We start from the raw sequence: 15,587 nt of genomic DNA, 5'->3' as shown, positions 1-15,587 counted from the left end.
AATATGTAAGGCAGTTGCGGGATTCCGCAACTGTTTGTAATTTACAGTCGTTTTTGATACTGTTTTTGAATAAAAGAAATGAGTGTGTAAAGTACCATTGCCATAATGCATAGAAGGACAATGGACATTAAAAGCCAATCCATTTTAAATACCTGGCTGGAATAAATTATTAAATATCCGAGTCCGCTTTTTGCTGCTAAAAATTCTCCGATAACAACGCCTACAAGACAAAGCCCGATATTTACTTTCATCATATTCATAATCGCAGGAACAGAACCGGGCAAAATAACTTTTTTCAGGACATGAAGACGATTTCCGTGCAGGGTATAAATGAGTTTGATTTTCTCTTCATCTACATGAACAAAATTTGTATATAAATTCAGAATACTTCCAAAAATCGCTATGGACATTCCGCAGATAATAATGGTTGTTGGATTTGCACCTAGCCATACAATCAGAAGAGGGGCGAGAGCGGATTTTGGAAGGCTGTTTAGGACGACTAGATAAGGTTCTGCTATATCAGACAATTTGCGGCTTGACCATAGTAAAATAGCGAGAAGTATACTGAAAACAATAACGAAGAGAAAACTGAAAATGGTTTCATAAAGTGTTATTCCGATATGGAAAAAAATACTTTTATCCAAAACCATTGACCAAAAACATTTTACGATTTTAGTTGGACTGCTAAAAACAAAAGAATCAATAATTTCATAGTACGCTGTAAATTCCCATAGGAATAAAAAGAGAATTAAAATAAGCACACGGGCAAAAGAAACGATATATCTATGTCTTTTTTGTTTTTTCAGATAAAGCATTTGTGCAGTAGAAATGTCATTCATTTTTATTTAACTCCTTCCATATTAAATTAAAATAATCTTTAAATTCGGGCGTGTTTCTTCTTAGAAGAGGTGTATCTGTTTCTAAATCAAAATGAAGAGGAATAGTCTTTTGGATGGTTGCGGGGCGTTTGGATAAAATAAGAATTCTGTCGCCCAGACTGATTGCCTCGGATAAATCATGTGTAACAAGAATTGCCGTTTTCTTTTCCTTTCGGATAATCTGTCCAATATCATCTCCTACTGTTAGTCTTGTTTGATAGTCCAGTGCAGAGAATGGTTCATCTAAAAGAAGAAGTTCAGGTTCTAATACTAATGTCCGTACAAGTGCGGCACGCTGTCGCATACCTCCTGACAATTCGGAAGGCTTTGCATTGGAAAATTCTTTCAGACCGTAAATTTCAAGCAGTTTTTTTGCTTTTTCTTTTGTTTTTACAGACAGTTTGTGCTGGATTTCTAGCCCTAAGAGGACATTTTGATAAATTGTACGCCACTCAAAGAGATGGTCTTGCTGTAGCATATATCCGATTTTGTTATTGTTTTCCTTTAATGGTTTACCCTGAAATGAAACGGCGGGAAAATCCGGCGTAAGCAGCCCGCATATAATTGAAAGTAAAGTGGATTTGCCACATCCCGAAGGTCCTACAACAGATAAAAATTCCCCCTCTTTCATTGAAAAGGAAACATTTTTTAATGCCTGTGTTTCTCCGTCTAAAGTGTGATAAGTATAACTCAGATTTTTGATTTCTAATATCTTTTCCATAAAAACCTCCATTTTCCGTATATAGTAGTTTATGTGAGAATTAAAAATGAGTGCTTGATTGCGAGGATGAGAAAGAGTATAATTTATAAAATAAAGTATTTATGGAGAAAGACAATGAACTATCAAAAAGAATTGGAAAAATTACTGGTAAAGTTGGAGAAGGAAGGACGTACTCCAAGACTGTTATTGCATAGTTGCTGTGCACCGTGTAGCAGTTATGTACTGGAATATTTATCAAAACATTTTGAAATCACGGTATTTTATTATAATCCGAATATTTTTCCGGAAAGTGAATATACAAAGCGTATTTTGGAACAACAGACGCTTATCGGGGAAATGGAGATGAAATATCCTGTATCGTTTATTGCAGGAAATTATGACAAAGAGAATTTCTATGAGATGGCAAGAGGTTTGGAACATTTAAAAGAAGGTAAAGAACGTTGTTTTAAGTGTTATGCACTCAGATTGGAGGAAGCAGCAAGACTTGCCAAAGAAGGAGAATTTGATTATTTCACGACAACACTCAGTATCAGTCCGATGAAGAATGCAGAGAAATTAAATGAAATTGGCACTGCGTTGGGCAAGAAATATGGGGTGGAATATTTACAGTCTGATTTTAAGAAGAAAAACGGATATAAACGTTCTATTGAACTTTCAAAAGAATATGGTCTTTATCGGCAGGATTACTGCGGTTGCGTATATTCCATGCAAGAGAGAAAAAATAATTTATAACAAATGACAATGGGAAATGAGGAATGAAAGATGACAGAGAAATTAAGAGTAGGGATTCTTGGAGCGACAGGTATGGTTGGGCAGCGTTTTATCTCTTTGCTGGAAAATCATCCGTGGTATGAAGTGACAGTGGTAGCGGCAAGCCCTAAATCAGCAGGGAAAACTTATGAAGAGGCAGTGGGACAACGGTGGAAAATGGATACGCCTATTCCTGAGAAAGTCAAAAATCTCACGGTAATGAATGTGCATGAAGTAGAGGTGATTTCATCTCAGGTAGATTTTGTTTTTAGTGCGGTTGACATGAAAAAAGAAGAAATTCGTGACATAGAGGATGCTTATGCGAAAGCGGAAACGCCTGTTGTTTCAAATAACAGTGCACATCGCTGGACGAAAGATGTGCCGATGGTTATTCCTGAAATCAATGCAGAACATTTTGAAGTGATTTCAGCACAGAAAGAGAGATTAGGAACGACAAGGGGGTTTGTAGCAGTAAAACCGAACTGTTCTATACAAAGTTATGCACCTGTTCTTACCGCATGGAAAGAATTTGAGCCGATAGAAGTGGTTGCCACAACATATCAGGCGATTTCCGGTGCAGGAAAAACATTTAAAGAATGGCCGGAAATGATTGAGAATATTATTCCGTTTATTAGTGGGGAAGAAGAAAAAAGTGAACAGGAACCATTAAAAATCTGGGGGGAAGTAATTGACGGGGAAATTGTAAAGGCAGAGTTGCCGGTAATCACGACACAATGTATTCGTGTTCCGGTTTTGAATGGACATACTTCGGCAGTGTTCGTGAAATTTGCAAAGAAACCTACAAAAGAACAATTGGTTGCAAAGTTATCGGAATTTAAAGGAATTCCTCAGGAATTAAATCTTCCAAGCGCTCCAAAACAATTTATTCAATATTTGGAGGAAGAAAATCGTCCACAAGTAAAAGCAGATGTTGATTATGAGAACGGTATGGGAATTTCTGTGGGAAGATTGAGAGAAGATACCGTTTACGATTTTAAATTTGTGGGATTATCACATAATACGGTGAGAGGTGCAGCAGGGGGAGCAATTCTCTGTGCAGAAACATTAACGGCACAGGGGTACATTCAAGCAAAATAATCAGTGTAAAAGGAGAGATGAATAATGGGTATGATTTCAAAAAGCTTTGGAGTAACTTCAAAAGGAAAAGAAGCAGCTTTATATACAATTACAAATAAATCAGGAATGAGTATTTCCGTTACGGATTTTGGAGCAACACTTGTAAATGTAATTGTGCCGGATAAGAATGATGAGTATTTAGATGTTGTACTCGGCTATGATGATGTTACGGGTTATGAAAACGGTACATTATTTTTCGGTGCAAGCGTAGGAAGATGTGCAAACCGTATTGGTGGAGCAGAGTTTACAATTAACGGCAAGACATACCAGTTGGAAAAAAATGATTATGGCAATAATCTGCATAGCGGAACAGATTTTTACAATAAGAGAATGTGGGAAGTACGCTCTAAAAATTATGAGAGTATTACATTTACTTTGCATAGCAGAGGAGGAGATCAGGGATTTCCGGGAGCATTGGATATGGAAGTAAAATATACGCTTACGGAAAATAATGAAATTAAAATAGAATATTACAGTGTTCCAAGTGAGGATACGATTATCAATATGACAAATCACAGTTATTTTAACTTGAACGGTCACGATTCGGGAAGTGCAATGGAACAGGAAGTAGGAATTGCGGCAACGTATTTTACAAAAACAGATATACAGTCCATTCCGACAGGGGAGATTGTTGAAGTGGAAGGAACGCCGATGGATTTCCGTGTTAAAAAACCGGTTGGAAGAGATATAGATGAACAGTATGAACCACTTATTTTCGGGAGAGGATATGATCACAACTGGGTGTTGGAAAATGAAGGCAAATTTGATAAGGTGGCTGAGATGTCATCAAATGAGAGTGGAATTGTTATGGAAGTGTATACAGATTTGCCGGGAATGCAGTTATATACAGGAAATTTTGTTGAAAATGAAGTTGGAAAAAATGGTGCGATTTATGATGTGCGTCACGGTGTCTGCTTTGAAACACAATATTTTCCTGATGCAATTAATAAAGAAAACTTTAAAAGTCCGATTTGTCCTGCCGGAGAAAACTACAGAACAATTACGGTATTTAAGTTTAGTGTAGAGTAATTTTATGGGAAAATCAGTATATATAGCAGAAAAGCCGAGTGTGGCACAGGAATTTGCGAAGGCATTAAAATTAAATACGAGAAGAAAAGACGGCTATTTGGAGTCGGAAGAAGCAATTGTGACTTGGTGTGTAGGACATTTAGTTACAATGAGTTATCCGGAAGCGTATGATGAAGGAATGAAACGGTGGAGGCTGGAAACTCTGCCGTTTTTACCGAAAAAGTTTCTTTATGAAGTAATTCCTACAGTAGAAAAACAGTTTAAAATTGTTAAAGGAATTTTGACGCGTGATGATGTCGATATAATTTATGTCTGTACTGACTCAGGTCGTGAAGGAGAATATATTTATCGTCTTGTGGAGCAGATGGCAGGGGAAAGTGTAAAACAAAAACTTAGAAAGAGAGTATGGATTGATTCACAGACGGAAGAGGAAATTTTAAGAGGAATTAAGGAGGCGAAAGATTTGTCAGCATATGACAATCTTTCGGCTTCGGCATATTTGCGAGCAAAAGAAGATTATCTTATGGGCATTAATTTCTCGCGTTTACTGACATTAAAATATGGAAATAGTATTTCAAATTACCGGCGTACAAAATTTACGGTTATTTCGGTAGGGAGAGTAATGACTTGTGTTCTTGGAATGGTAGTCAGAAGAGAAAGAGAAATCCGTAACTTCGTTAAAACACCATTTTATAGGGTGTTGAGTACATTGGAATTAGAGCAACAAAGTTTTGACGGAGAATGGAAAGCGGTAAAAGGTTCAAAATATTTTGAATCGTTTGATTTATACAAAGAAAACGGTTTTAAAACAAGAGAAAAGGCGGAAGAGTTGCTTACCTATTTAACTGATGCAACACCGTTAACGGCGCAGGTTGTATCTGTTGAGAAGAAAAAAGAAAAGAAAAATCCGCCTCTTTTATATAATCTTGCAGAACTACAAAATGAATGTTCTAAAAGATTTAAAATCAGCCCGGATGAAACACTTCGTATTGTGCAGGAATTGTATGAGAAGAAACTGGTCACTTATCCAAGAACGGACGCCAGAGTATTATCAACGGCTGTTGCAAAGGAAATATCCAAAAATTTGAATGGTCTGTCAAAATATGAGATGGCAAAACCATATTTAAACGATATTTTAAGTTTCGGAAGTCATAAAGGATTAGAGAAGACCCGCTATGTAAATGATAAGCAGATTACAGACCATTATGCAATCATACCGACAGGACAGGGATTGACAGCGTTACAATCGGTGTCTTCGACTGCAAAACAGGTTTATGATACGATTGTAAGAAGATTTTTAAGTATTTTTTATCCTGCGGCGGTGTATCAGAAAGTAAGTATCGTGACAAAGATAAAGGAAGAACAGTTTTTTTCTAATTTCAAAGTACTTGCGGAAGAAGGATATTTGAAAGTGGCGGGAATTACGCAGACAAAGAAAGATGCGGAAATGGAAGAAAATGCATCTGACGCCGGACTATTTTCTGCCATTCAGAAATTAAAGAAAGGTTCTATTCTTGATGTAAAAGGCTTATCAATAAAGGAGGGAGAAACTTCCCCACCAAAGAGATATAATTCGGGTTCTATTATTTTAGCGATGGAAAATGCAGGACAGTTGATAGAAGATGAAGAATTACGTGCACAAATTAAAGGAAGCGGGATAGGTACAAGTGCGACAAGGGCAGAAATTTTAAAAAAACTGTTGAGTATCAAATATTTGTCATTGAATAAGAAAACACAGATGATTACTCCTACATTGTTAGGGGAGATGATTTTCGATGTGGTAGAACATTCTATTCGTTCCCTGCTTAATCCTGAGTTAACTGCCAGTTGGGAAAAAGGGCTTACATATGTAGCAGAGGGTGATATTACATCGGAAGAATATATGATGAAACTAGAAAACTTTATTAAAAGCAGAACACAGGGAGTACTGGGGTTAAATAATCAGTATCAATTGCGAAGTTGCTATGATGCGGCTGCTCAGTTTTATAAGAAGGGAAAATAAGTATGGAAAGATTAACAGTAAAAAATTTGTTTAATTTAGATGAAACAATTGCAAAAGATTTGTTGAACAGTGTAACTTATCCGTGGGAAGCACTTCCTAAAATCAGTACATTTATTATAGAGTTGGGTAAAACACTGAGTGAAAGAGAGTACGACAAATGTGGAGAGAATATTTGGATTGCGAAAAATGCTACGGTAGCACCAACAGCCTATATTCACGGACCTGCCATTATAGGTAAAAATGCAGAAGTGCGTCATTGTGCCTTTATCCGTGGAAATGCAATTGTGGGTGAAGGTGCAGTTGTCGGAAATTCTACAGAGTTAAAAAATGTAATTTTGTTTAATAAAGTACAGGTGCCTCATTATAATTATGTGGGAGATTCTATTTTAGGATATAAATCTCATATGGGTGCGGGTGCGATTACATCCAATGTTAAATCGGATAAAACACTTGTTACTATAAAAGAAAAGGGAAATATTGTAGAAACAGGTTTAAAGAAATTTGGTGCTATATTAGGCGATGAAGTGGAAGTCGGCTGTGGTTCGGTATTAAATCCGGGAACTGTTGTCGGAAGTTATACAAATATTTATCCGTTATCGATGGTAAGAGGATATATTCCACAAAATTCCATTTATAAAAAGCAGGGGGAAATCGCAGAGAAACAATAAAAATGAGTTGACAATAGAAAAAGCCGAGTGTATTATTGTACCAAATAGATAATACACTCGGCTTTTATGTTGAGAAAGTTTACAGGAGGAATCGAGATGCTGGAGGTACAGAATTTAAGGAAAAGTTATGGGAAATATTTAGCGGTAGATAATGTAAGTTTCATCGTTCCTGACGGAAAGGTGGGAATTTTGTTAGGACCAAACGGTGCGGGAAAGTCTACGATTATTAAAAGTATTGCGGGTCTTTTGAAATATGATGGGGGAATTGGAATTCAAAGACTTTCTTCAAAAACAATGGAAGCGAAGAAAATATTCGCTTATGTTCCGGAAATTCCGGCAATGTTTGAGGCTTTGACTGTTAGAGAGCATATTGAATATATAAGAAAAGCTTATGAAAGTAAAATTACAAATGAAGAAATAAAGGCTTTATTGGAGAGATTTGAACTTTGGGATAAACAGGATAAATTGGGAAATGAGTTATCAAAAGGAATGATGCAGAAAGTAAGTATTTGCTGTGCATTGGCTCTCCAACCGAAAGTGATTTTGTTTGATGAACCTATGGTAGGGCTTGATCCAAAGGCGATTAAGGAGTTAAAAGAAGTAATATTGGAGTTGCGTGACAATAATGTTACCGTGTTAATCAGCACTCATATGTTGGAAATGGTAAAAGAACTATGGGATGTAATGTATATTATGGAAAAAGGAAAAATTATCGGTACATATACGAAAGAAGAGTTAGGAGATAAAGATATTGACGATGTGTTCTTTGAATTGACAGGCGGTGATGAATAATGAAGGCGCTTTGGTATGTGTCAAAGAGAAGTGGAATTAATTTTATGAAAAAGGCAATTAAGAAACCTGCCACTTATTTGTTTGTTGCTGTTATTATAGTATACGCTGTTATTTTTGGTGCAGGTGCATTTGCGTGGCGGGCATCGGGAGTTTTTACACAAAATAAGGCGTTAGTTACAATACTGACAATATGGACAACATTTATATTTTTTAGTAATTTTATTACTTATGCAAAGAAAAAAGGAATTTTGTTTAAACCTAGTCATGCACATTTTATTTTTACGGCGCCTATTTCGCCTAAAGTAATTCTTCTTATGGGAGCAATGAAAAATTATGTGTTTAGTGTTGTTGCGACGTTAGTTATTTTTTGCGGAGAATTGATTGTTTTTCGAGTGAGTTTTCCGAAAGCGTTGTTGACTTCTTTTGGGATGTTAGTTTTAGAATTGATTTTAGAGATGAGCCTTGTGGTTTTCCTTTATGCAAATGAAAAAATGTCTTTTAAGACTACAACATGGATCTGCAGAAGTCTTTATGTATTCCTTTTAGGAATTGTTTGTGTGGCTATTTTCTATTTTAGAAAAAACGGAATGTCATCGGAAACGCTTATACAATTTGTAGATTATCCGGCTATACAGATGATTCCGCTTTTAGGATGGAATATTGCGGTTTATCGTATGGTGTTTTTGGGTGCGACAACTTTAAATATTGCTTGCAGTAGTTTGTATTTTCTATCGGTTATAGGTATGTTACTTATTGCTTGTAAAATGAAATGCACCGGCGGATACTATGAGGAGGCTGCAAAGTTTGCTGATGATTATGTGGAGTTTCGTAAAAAAAGTAAAAATGGTGAAATGGTAATGTCCATCGGACAGAAAAAGACATTTAAAAAATCGGTAAAAATGGACTATAAGGCGGCAGGAGCGAAAGCGATTTTTTACCGACAGTTGTTAGAATATAAAAAAGAACGATTTTTTATTTTTGGCGGAATGACAGTTATTGTGATTGGTATTTCTTTTCTGTTTATAAAAGTCATCGGAATAGAAAATGGTCTGTCACCTCAGGTCATGCTACTGCTTATTGTAGCTTACATCATTTTCTGTGCCACAGGATATACGGGAAAATGGGAAAAGGAATTAAAAAACCCATATTTATATCTTATACCCGATACTCCGATTAGAAAAATGTGGTATGCAACAGTGATAGAACATATTCGTTCTTTGATTGATGGAAGCATATTGGCAATTTCTTTAGGTATAGCGTGGAAAATACCTGTTTTTGAAATTGTTCTGGCAATAGGGATTTATGTTATATTACAGGCAAATAAACTTTATATGCGTGTTTTAGCAGATTCTATTTTAGGTGCTTCTGCCGGAGTGAATGTGAGAAATATGGGTTATATGCTTTTTCAATCAGCCACACTTGGCATGGGGGCAATGTTTGGTGCCTTAGCTGCAATTTTAATTAATATAAAGTTACTCTTTCCGGTTATATTTATTTATAGTATACTAATAGTAATCATAATTGCTTTTTTAGCTTCTTCAAGATTTGGCGAGATGGAGAGAGCGGATTAAAGATAGGAGGGAAAAGAAATGCTTCAGGATAATTATGTTACATTTGAAATTGGAAAAAGAAAAAATATCGCATTAGTAGCACATGATGGCAAGAAAAAGGAACTTGTTGAGTGGTGTGAAAGGAATAAAGATATTTTAAAAGAACATTCTCTTTGCGGAACGGGAACAACATCAAGACTGATTGCCGAGAGAACAGGACTTAAAGTTAAAGGCTATAATAGCGGACCGCTTGGAGGTGACCAGCAGATTGGTGCAAAAATCGTGGAGGGAAATATTGATTTCATGATTTTCCTTTGGGATCCTTTGGAGGCACAGCCACATGACCCTGATGTAAAGGCGTTACTTCGTATTGCAGTTGTCTATGACATACCGATTGCGAATAATTTATCTACAGCAGATTTTATGTTGCATTCAGAATATATGACAACGACATACAACAGAAAAGTTGAAAACTTTAATAAAAAAGTAGAAGAGCGTGTCAGTCGGATGAAATAAAAACTGTTCTTACATTAAGAAATTAACATGGTAGAAGAATTAAAGAGTATGGTTGGATTGGACGAAACAGTTTTGTATGAAGGGAAACCAGAGAAAAAGTGTTTTATTTTTGAAAGCATATTTAATACTCTTTTACCTTTTGCAATTATTTGGGCAATGTTTGATGTAGGATTTTTAGATGTTGCTATGAGGAATACACAACTGTTTATGATACCTTTTATGTTGTTCCACATGATGCCGGTGTTATATTTGCATTTAAAAGATATAGAAATACATACTATATTGTAACGGATCATGCAGTGTATATTTCAAGTGGCGTTTTTACAATGAATCTCGAAGCAAAAACATTTGCGGAACTATCACGAGTAAACTTACATAGAGGTATCTTTGATTAGATGTTCAATGTAGGTGATATTCAAATTACTACAAATCAATTTACAAGAAATAATATGCCGGCTGTACTTGGAATCAATAGTATTTCTAATTATGCAGAAGTATATCAGATTGTCAAAAAACTACAGAAAGATGTTTACTCTGATATTATGTATCCAAATGATTTGCGATCGGAAGAAAATCATGGATATAGAACAAAATATAGAGGATAAAATGTTAGATGGATTTAAAAAATTAAATGGACTGAGTAGTTAAAGTATATCATTGTTATATGATGATTGTGGAAACTAATTGATAATGCAAAATTCAGTTTGGTACGGGAAACTTCTTGGATTTATGTTCAAGAAGTTTCCTTCGTTTTAGTTGATAAATTCTGGTATATAGTGAAAAGAATATTTTAATATTTGTTGAGAAAATACTATAAGTATGATATGATATTTACAGTTCTAAACAGAAAACAATTCATATTTGGAGCGTATCGCTTCTTGATTACCCTAAAGTTTAAAATAAAATAAAGAAAATCATGGCAGTAAGAAAGTATTGACATTTGAAAAAAAGTATACTACTATATTACTAGAAAACGAACATAAGTTCGTGTGAAAAGGAGATTATTATGGCAACAGAGGATAAATTAAAAGCATTAGATGCGGCAATATCTAAATTAGAGAAAGATTTTGGTAAAGGAACGGTTATGAAATTAGGGGATGCAGGTGCTAATGTATCTGTAGAAACCGTACCGACAGGTTCATTAAGTCTTGACATTGCATTGGGACTTGGAGGAGTTCCTAAGGGACGTGTAATTGAAGTATATGGTCCTGAATCGAGTGGTAAGACAACCGTTACTTTACACATGATAGCAGAAGTACAGAAAAGAGGCGGAATTGCAGGATTTATTGATGCGGAACACGCTTTGGATCCTGTATATGCAAAGAACATAGGGGTAGATATTGATGAATTATATATTTCTCAGCCGGACAGTGGTGATCAGGCGCTTGAGATTGCAGAAACTATGGTTCGTTCGGGTGCGATGGACATTGTTGTTATCGACTCGGTTGCAGCTCTTGTTCCAAAGCAAGAGATTGAAGGGGATATGGGGGATAGCCATGTAGGACTTCAGGCAAGGCTCATGTCTCAGGCTTTGCGTAAGTTAACTCCTGTTATCAGTAAATCTAATTGTGTTGTTATTTTCATTAACCAGTTGCGTGAAAAGGTTGGTGTGATGTTCGGTAATCCCGAAACGACAACAGGTGGACGTGCGTTGAAATTCTATGCTTCTGTTCGTATGGATGTAAGAAGAATTGAAACATTGAAACAGAGCGGCGAAATGGTTGGAAACCGTACAAGAATTAAGATTGTTAAGAATAAGATAGCCCCTCCGTTTAAAGAAGCAGAATTTGATATTATGTTCGGAAAAGGAATTTCCAAAGAAGGTGATGTTTTAGATTTGGCTACGGGAATTGATTTAGTTAGCAAAAGTGGTTCGTGGTATGCCTATAATGGAGAGAAGATCGGTCAGGGAAGGGAAAATGCAAAGACTTATCTACATACTCACCCTGAAATTATGGAGGAATTGGAAGAAAAAGTTCGTGAACACTATGGACTTGGAGTGACAAAAGAAAGTGAAGACAAAGAGGGCGAGTAGAATGATTGTTACTCAGGTTGAACCTCTTACAAAAACAAAATGGAAAGTTTACCTTGACGGAAAGTTCGTTTTTGTATTATACAAAGGGGAACTTTCCCGTTTTCATATAGTACAGGGAGAGGAACTTTCTGAAGATATATTTGCGAAGATAAGAGAAGAAGTGATTTTAAAACGTGTAAAACTGAGGGCTTTGCATTTGTTGAATCAGATGGATAGAACGGAAGAGCAGTTGAGAACAAAGTTAAAACAGGGATTTTATACGGACGATATGATTGACAGGGCAGTTGCCTATGTGAAATCTTTTGGGTATATTGAAGATGGCGATTATGCAAAGAGATTTATTTTAAGTAGACAAGGCAGTAAAAGCAGAAAAGAAATTTATGCAAAACTGTATCAGAAAGGGATTGCAAAAGAGATAATCGAACGTGCAATGGAAGAATGCTATGAAGATAACGAAGAAATGACAGCGATTAGAAAACTGATAGAGAAAAAGCACTTTGATGTCCGAAATGCAGCGGACAGTGAAAAGCAGAAGATATACGGATACTTGGCAAGAAAAGGATTTTCCTATGATACTATCCGTCAGGTAATACAAATTTCTGACTGGAATGCTTGACAGATTTAGCGAAACAGTATAAAATTTAAGTGTTGTATTTGTACAATGAAAATTAAATAAGGAGGTGCTCCTGTGCCAATTGTTAGTATAATTATTGCTGTAGTTATTACTCTTGTTATAACGGCAATCGTTACTTACTTTGCTACTGTTTCCAATCTGAAGAAGAATGCAGATTCTAAGATTGGCAATGCAGAAAGCAGAGCGAGAGAAATAATAGATGACGCATTGAAAACAGCTGAAACAACTAAGAAGGAAGCTCTTTTGGAAGTGAAAGAAGAGTCTATCAAGACAAAAAATGAACTTGAAAAAGAGACAAAGGAACGCAGAGCAGAATTACAGCGCTATGAAAAGCGTGTACTTTCCAAAGAGGAAGCACTCGATAAGAAAGCTGATGTAATTGAACAGCGTGAGGCAAACTTCGTTGCAAGAGAAGAGCAGATTAAACAGCGCGAAGTGAAAGTAGAAGAACTTAGCAAACAACGTGTGCAGGAACTGGAAAGAATCTCAGGACTTACCTCCGAACAAGCAAAAGAATATCTGTTAAAAACTGTAGAAGAAGATGTAAAGCATGACACTGCGAAGATGATTAAAGAACTAGAAACGCAGGCAAAAGAAGAGGCAGGGAAGAAAGCGAGAGATTATGTTGTTACCGCTATTCAGAAATGTGCGGCAGACCATGTTGCAGAAACAACGATTTCAGTTGTGCAACTTCCAAGTGATGAGATGAAAGGTAGAATTATCGGTAGAGAAGGGCGGAATATTCGTACTTTAGAAACATTGACAGGGGTTGAATTAATTATAGATGATACTCCAGAAGCAGTTGTCTTATCGGGATTTGATCCAATTAGAAGAGAAGTAGCAAGAATCGCATTGGAAAAACTTATTCTTGACGGTCGTATTCATCCGGCAAGAATCGAAGAAATGGTTGAAAAAGCACAAAAAGATGTGGAAACAATGATTCGTGAGGAGGGTGAGAATGCAGCACTTGAAGTAGGTGTGCATGGTATTCACCCAGAATTAATTCGTCTGTTGGGAAGAATGAAATTCAGAACGAGTTACGGTCAGAACGCATTGAAACATTCTATTGAAGTGGCTCAATTAGCAGGACTTCTTGCAGGAGAGATTGGGTTAGATGTAAGAATGGCAAAACGTGCCGGTCTTTTACATGATATTGGTAAGTCTATTGACCATGATGTAGAGGGATCACACATTCAGATTGGTGTTGATTTATGTAGAAAATACAAAGAATCAGCAATTGTAATTAACGCTGTAGAGTCACATCACGGAGATGTAGAACCTGAAACATTAATTGCTTGCATTGTACAGGCGGCAGATACAATTTCTGCAGCTAGACCGGGCGCAAGAAGAGAAACATTAGAAACATACACAAACAGATTAAAACAATTAGAAGACATCGCAAATCAGTTTAAAGGTGTCGATAAATCTTTTGCTATTCAGGCAGGTAGAGAGATTCGTATTATGGTAGTTCCAGAACAAGTATCAGATGCAGATATGGTACTTTTGGCTAGAGATATTTCTAAACAGATTGAATTTGAATTGGAATATCCGGGACAAATCAAAGTAAATGTGATTCGAGAATCACGTGTTACGGATTATGCAAAATAAGAGAAATAGAACCCTTGTCGTTTGACAAGGGTTTTTGAGTATATTTATATATTTTTAAAAATTATATAAAAGAGAGAGGATAAAAATGAGAGAAGAATTAAAACGAACAGACAGAACGTTAAAATACGAAGGTTCAATTTTAAAAGTATATACAGATGAAATTCAACTTCCAAACGGAAAGAAAACACATTGGGATTATATTCATCATAATGGGGCAACAGCCGTTGTTCCTGTCAGAGATGACGGAAAGATTTTGATGGTGCGTCAATATAGAAATGCTTTAGATAGAGAAACGCTGGAAATTCCGGCAGGGAAATTAGATGATAAAGATGAGAAACCGCTATTATGTGCCATGAGAGAGTTGGAAGAAGAAACGGGATATGTTTCTGAAAAAATGAGCCATTTGCTTACATTGCGTACATGGGTTGCATTTACAAATGAAAAAATAGAAGTATATGTTGCGGAAGAATTAAAGGCTACGGAACAACATCTAGATGAAGATGAGTTTATTCATGTGGAGGCATATACAGTGGAAGAACTGAAGAAAAAGATTTTCAGTGGAGAAATACAGGATGCAAAGACAATTTCTTCATTGCTTGCCTATGAGGTTTGGCAGAAAAAAGAATAAAAAGAAAGACAAGGCATATAATAAACTATCTGAAAGAATGGAGGAAGTTGAGTGAAAGTACATCAAAACAAAGCCTATATAACAGCGTTTTGTTTATTGGGTTTTTTCGCAGGTATATTATATGCTAATCTTGTTTCAAATGAGGGCTTTAGTACATCAGGAATTTTTAGTGAATATTTTCTCAGTCAATATCCGTCTATTGAGATTGTTCCGGAAGAGTATGTTTTGTATATTTTTCGGATAAGGGTAACACCGTTAGTTCTTCTTATTCTGTTGGGACAGACAAAAATAAGGAAGGTTGTTATCTCTGTCTTTCTTTTTTGGATGGGATTTTCAGGGGGAATTTTAATTGTATCAGCTATATTTCGTCTTGGTATGAAAGGAATTTTATTGTTTATTATAGGAATTATGCCACAGTTTCTTTTTTACATATTGGGATATGCAGTTGCTATTTGGTATTTTTACACATATCCGATGTCTAAATGGAATTATAGTAAGACGATATTTCTTTGCTGCATGATGTTTTTTGGCATTATCACAGAAGTATATGTCAATCCTATATTGATGAAAATGTTTGTACGGACAATATAGAGGCAGGTCGCAGTGTATGCGGCCTGTTTCTATTATGGACTTTAGTCT

The 15,587-nt window shown here is 36.0% G+C and carries 16 protein-coding genes and 1 pseudogene; 15 read left to right on the top strand and 2 right to left on the bottom strand.

From position 1 onward, the window contains the following. Positions 1–41 precede the first annotated feature (41 nt). Positions 42–839 (bottom strand): ABC transporter permease, encoded by a 798-nt coding sequence (locus tag ACYPXO_RS08525; RefSeq protein WP_459640163.1) that lies wholly within the window; start codon positions 837–839, stop codon positions 42–44. Positions 840–1,097: 258 nt separating this feature from the next. Further along, positions 1,098–1,509, bottom strand: a pseudogene (locus tag ACYPXO_RS08520) (ATP-binding cassette domain-containing protein); the annotation flags it as partial. A gap of 204 nt (positions 1,510–1,713) precedes the next feature. On the opposite strand from ACYPXO_RS08520, the gene ACYPXO_RS08515 reads away from it, so the two are divergent. The 15 genes from ACYPXO_RS08515 to ACYPXO_RS08445 all read left to right on the top strand — a co-directional run bounded on the left by ACYPXO_RS08515 (position 1,714) and on the right by ACYPXO_RS08445 (position 15,539). Next, on the top strand, positions 1,714–2,331 hold the full coding sequence (locus ACYPXO_RS08515; protein WP_459640162.1) for an epoxyqueuosine reductase QueH: 618 nt from the start codon (positions 1,714–1,716) through the stop codon (positions 2,329–2,331). A gap of 30 nt (positions 2,332–2,361) precedes the next feature. Beyond that, positions 2,362–3,447, top strand: a complete 1,086-nt coding sequence (asd, locus tag ACYPXO_RS08510) for an aspartate-semialdehyde dehydrogenase (RefSeq protein ID WP_459640161.1) — start codon at positions 2,362–2,364, stop codon at positions 3,445–3,447. A gap of 24 nt (positions 3,448–3,471) precedes the next feature. After that, complete coding sequence (locus tag ACYPXO_RS08505; protein ID WP_459640160.1) at positions 3,472–4,515, top strand: aldose epimerase family protein; 1,044 nt, start codon at positions 3,472–3,474, stop codon at positions 4,513–4,515. A 4-nt stretch (positions 4,516–4,519) separates the two neighbouring features. Further along, the gene (locus ACYPXO_RS08500; RefSeq protein ID WP_459640159.1) at positions 4,520–6,517 is read left to right on the top strand and encodes a DNA topoisomerase; all 1,998 of its coding nucleotides are present in this window, start codon (positions 4,520–4,522) and stop codon (positions 6,515–6,517) included. Between the two features lie 2 nt (positions 6,518–6,519). Further along, on the top strand, positions 6,520–7,185 hold the full coding sequence (locus ACYPXO_RS08495; RefSeq protein WP_459640158.1) for an acyltransferase: 666 nt from the start codon (positions 6,520–6,522) through the stop codon (positions 7,183–7,185). 96 nt (positions 7,186–7,281) lie between these two features. Further along, positions 7,282–7,977: an ABC transporter ATP-binding protein gene (locus ACYPXO_RS08490; protein WP_459640157.1), complete on the top strand. Its 696-nt coding sequence runs from the start codon at positions 7,282–7,284 to the stop codon at positions 7,975–7,977. Beyond that, entirely contained in the window at positions 7,977–9,548 is a 1,572-nt protein-coding gene (locus tag ACYPXO_RS08485) for a putative ABC exporter domain-containing protein (protein ID WP_459640156.1), read from the top strand. Before ACYPXO_RS08490 ends, ACYPXO_RS08485 begins: the two co-directional genes overlap by 1 nt. An 18-nt stretch (positions 9,549–9,566) precedes the next feature. Then, complete coding sequence (locus tag ACYPXO_RS08480) at positions 9,567–10,043, top strand: methylglyoxal synthase (protein ID WP_459640155.1); 477 nt, start codon at positions 9,567–9,569, stop codon at positions 10,041–10,043. 27 nt (positions 10,044–10,070) lie between these two features. Then, positions 10,071–10,331 carry a hypothetical protein gene (locus tag ACYPXO_RS08475; RefSeq protein ID WP_459640154.1) on the top strand — a complete coding sequence of 87 codons (261 nt, stop codon included), beginning with the start codon at positions 10,071–10,073 and terminating at the stop codon, positions 10,329–10,331. A 107-nt stretch (positions 10,332–10,438) separates the two neighbouring features. Next, the gene (locus ACYPXO_RS08470; RefSeq protein ID WP_459640153.1) at positions 10,439–10,648 is read left to right on the top strand and encodes a hypothetical protein; all 210 of its coding nucleotides are present in this window, start codon (positions 10,439–10,441) and stop codon (positions 10,646–10,648) included. Positions 10,649–11,049: 401 nt separating this feature from the next. After that, on the top strand, positions 11,050–12,078 hold the full coding sequence (gene recA / locus ACYPXO_RS08465) for a recombinase RecA (protein ID WP_459640152.1): 1,029 nt from the start codon (positions 11,050–11,052) through the stop codon (positions 12,076–12,078). Between the two features lies 1 nt (position 12,079). Next, positions 12,080–12,694 (top strand): regulatory protein RecX, encoded by a 615-nt coding sequence (locus ACYPXO_RS08460; RefSeq protein WP_459640151.1) that lies wholly within the window; start codon positions 12,080–12,082, stop codon positions 12,692–12,694. Positions 12,695–12,772: 78 nt separating this feature from the next. Then, the gene (gene rny / locus ACYPXO_RS08455) at positions 12,773–14,320 is read left to right on the top strand and encodes a ribonuclease Y (protein WP_459640188.1); all 1,548 of its coding nucleotides are present in this window, start codon (positions 12,773–12,775) and stop codon (positions 14,318–14,320) included. Positions 14,321–14,405: 85 nt separating this feature from the next. Next, a complete protein-coding gene (locus ACYPXO_RS08450; protein WP_459640150.1) occupies positions 14,406–14,948 on the top strand; it encodes an NUDIX domain-containing protein in 543 nt (180 codons plus the stop codon). A gap of 51 nt (positions 14,949–14,999) precedes the next feature. Further along, the gene (locus tag ACYPXO_RS08445; RefSeq protein ID WP_459640149.1) at positions 15,000–15,539 is read left to right on the top strand and encodes a stage II sporulation protein M; all 540 of its coding nucleotides are present in this window, start codon (positions 15,000–15,002) and stop codon (positions 15,537–15,539) included. Positions 15,540–15,587 lie beyond the last annotated feature (48 nt).

The sequence above is a fragment of the Faecalimonas canis genome (genome assembly GCF_054601575.1).
Note: the sequence above shows the minus strand (reverse complement) of the source record. Positions and strands in the feature narration are given on the sequence as shown.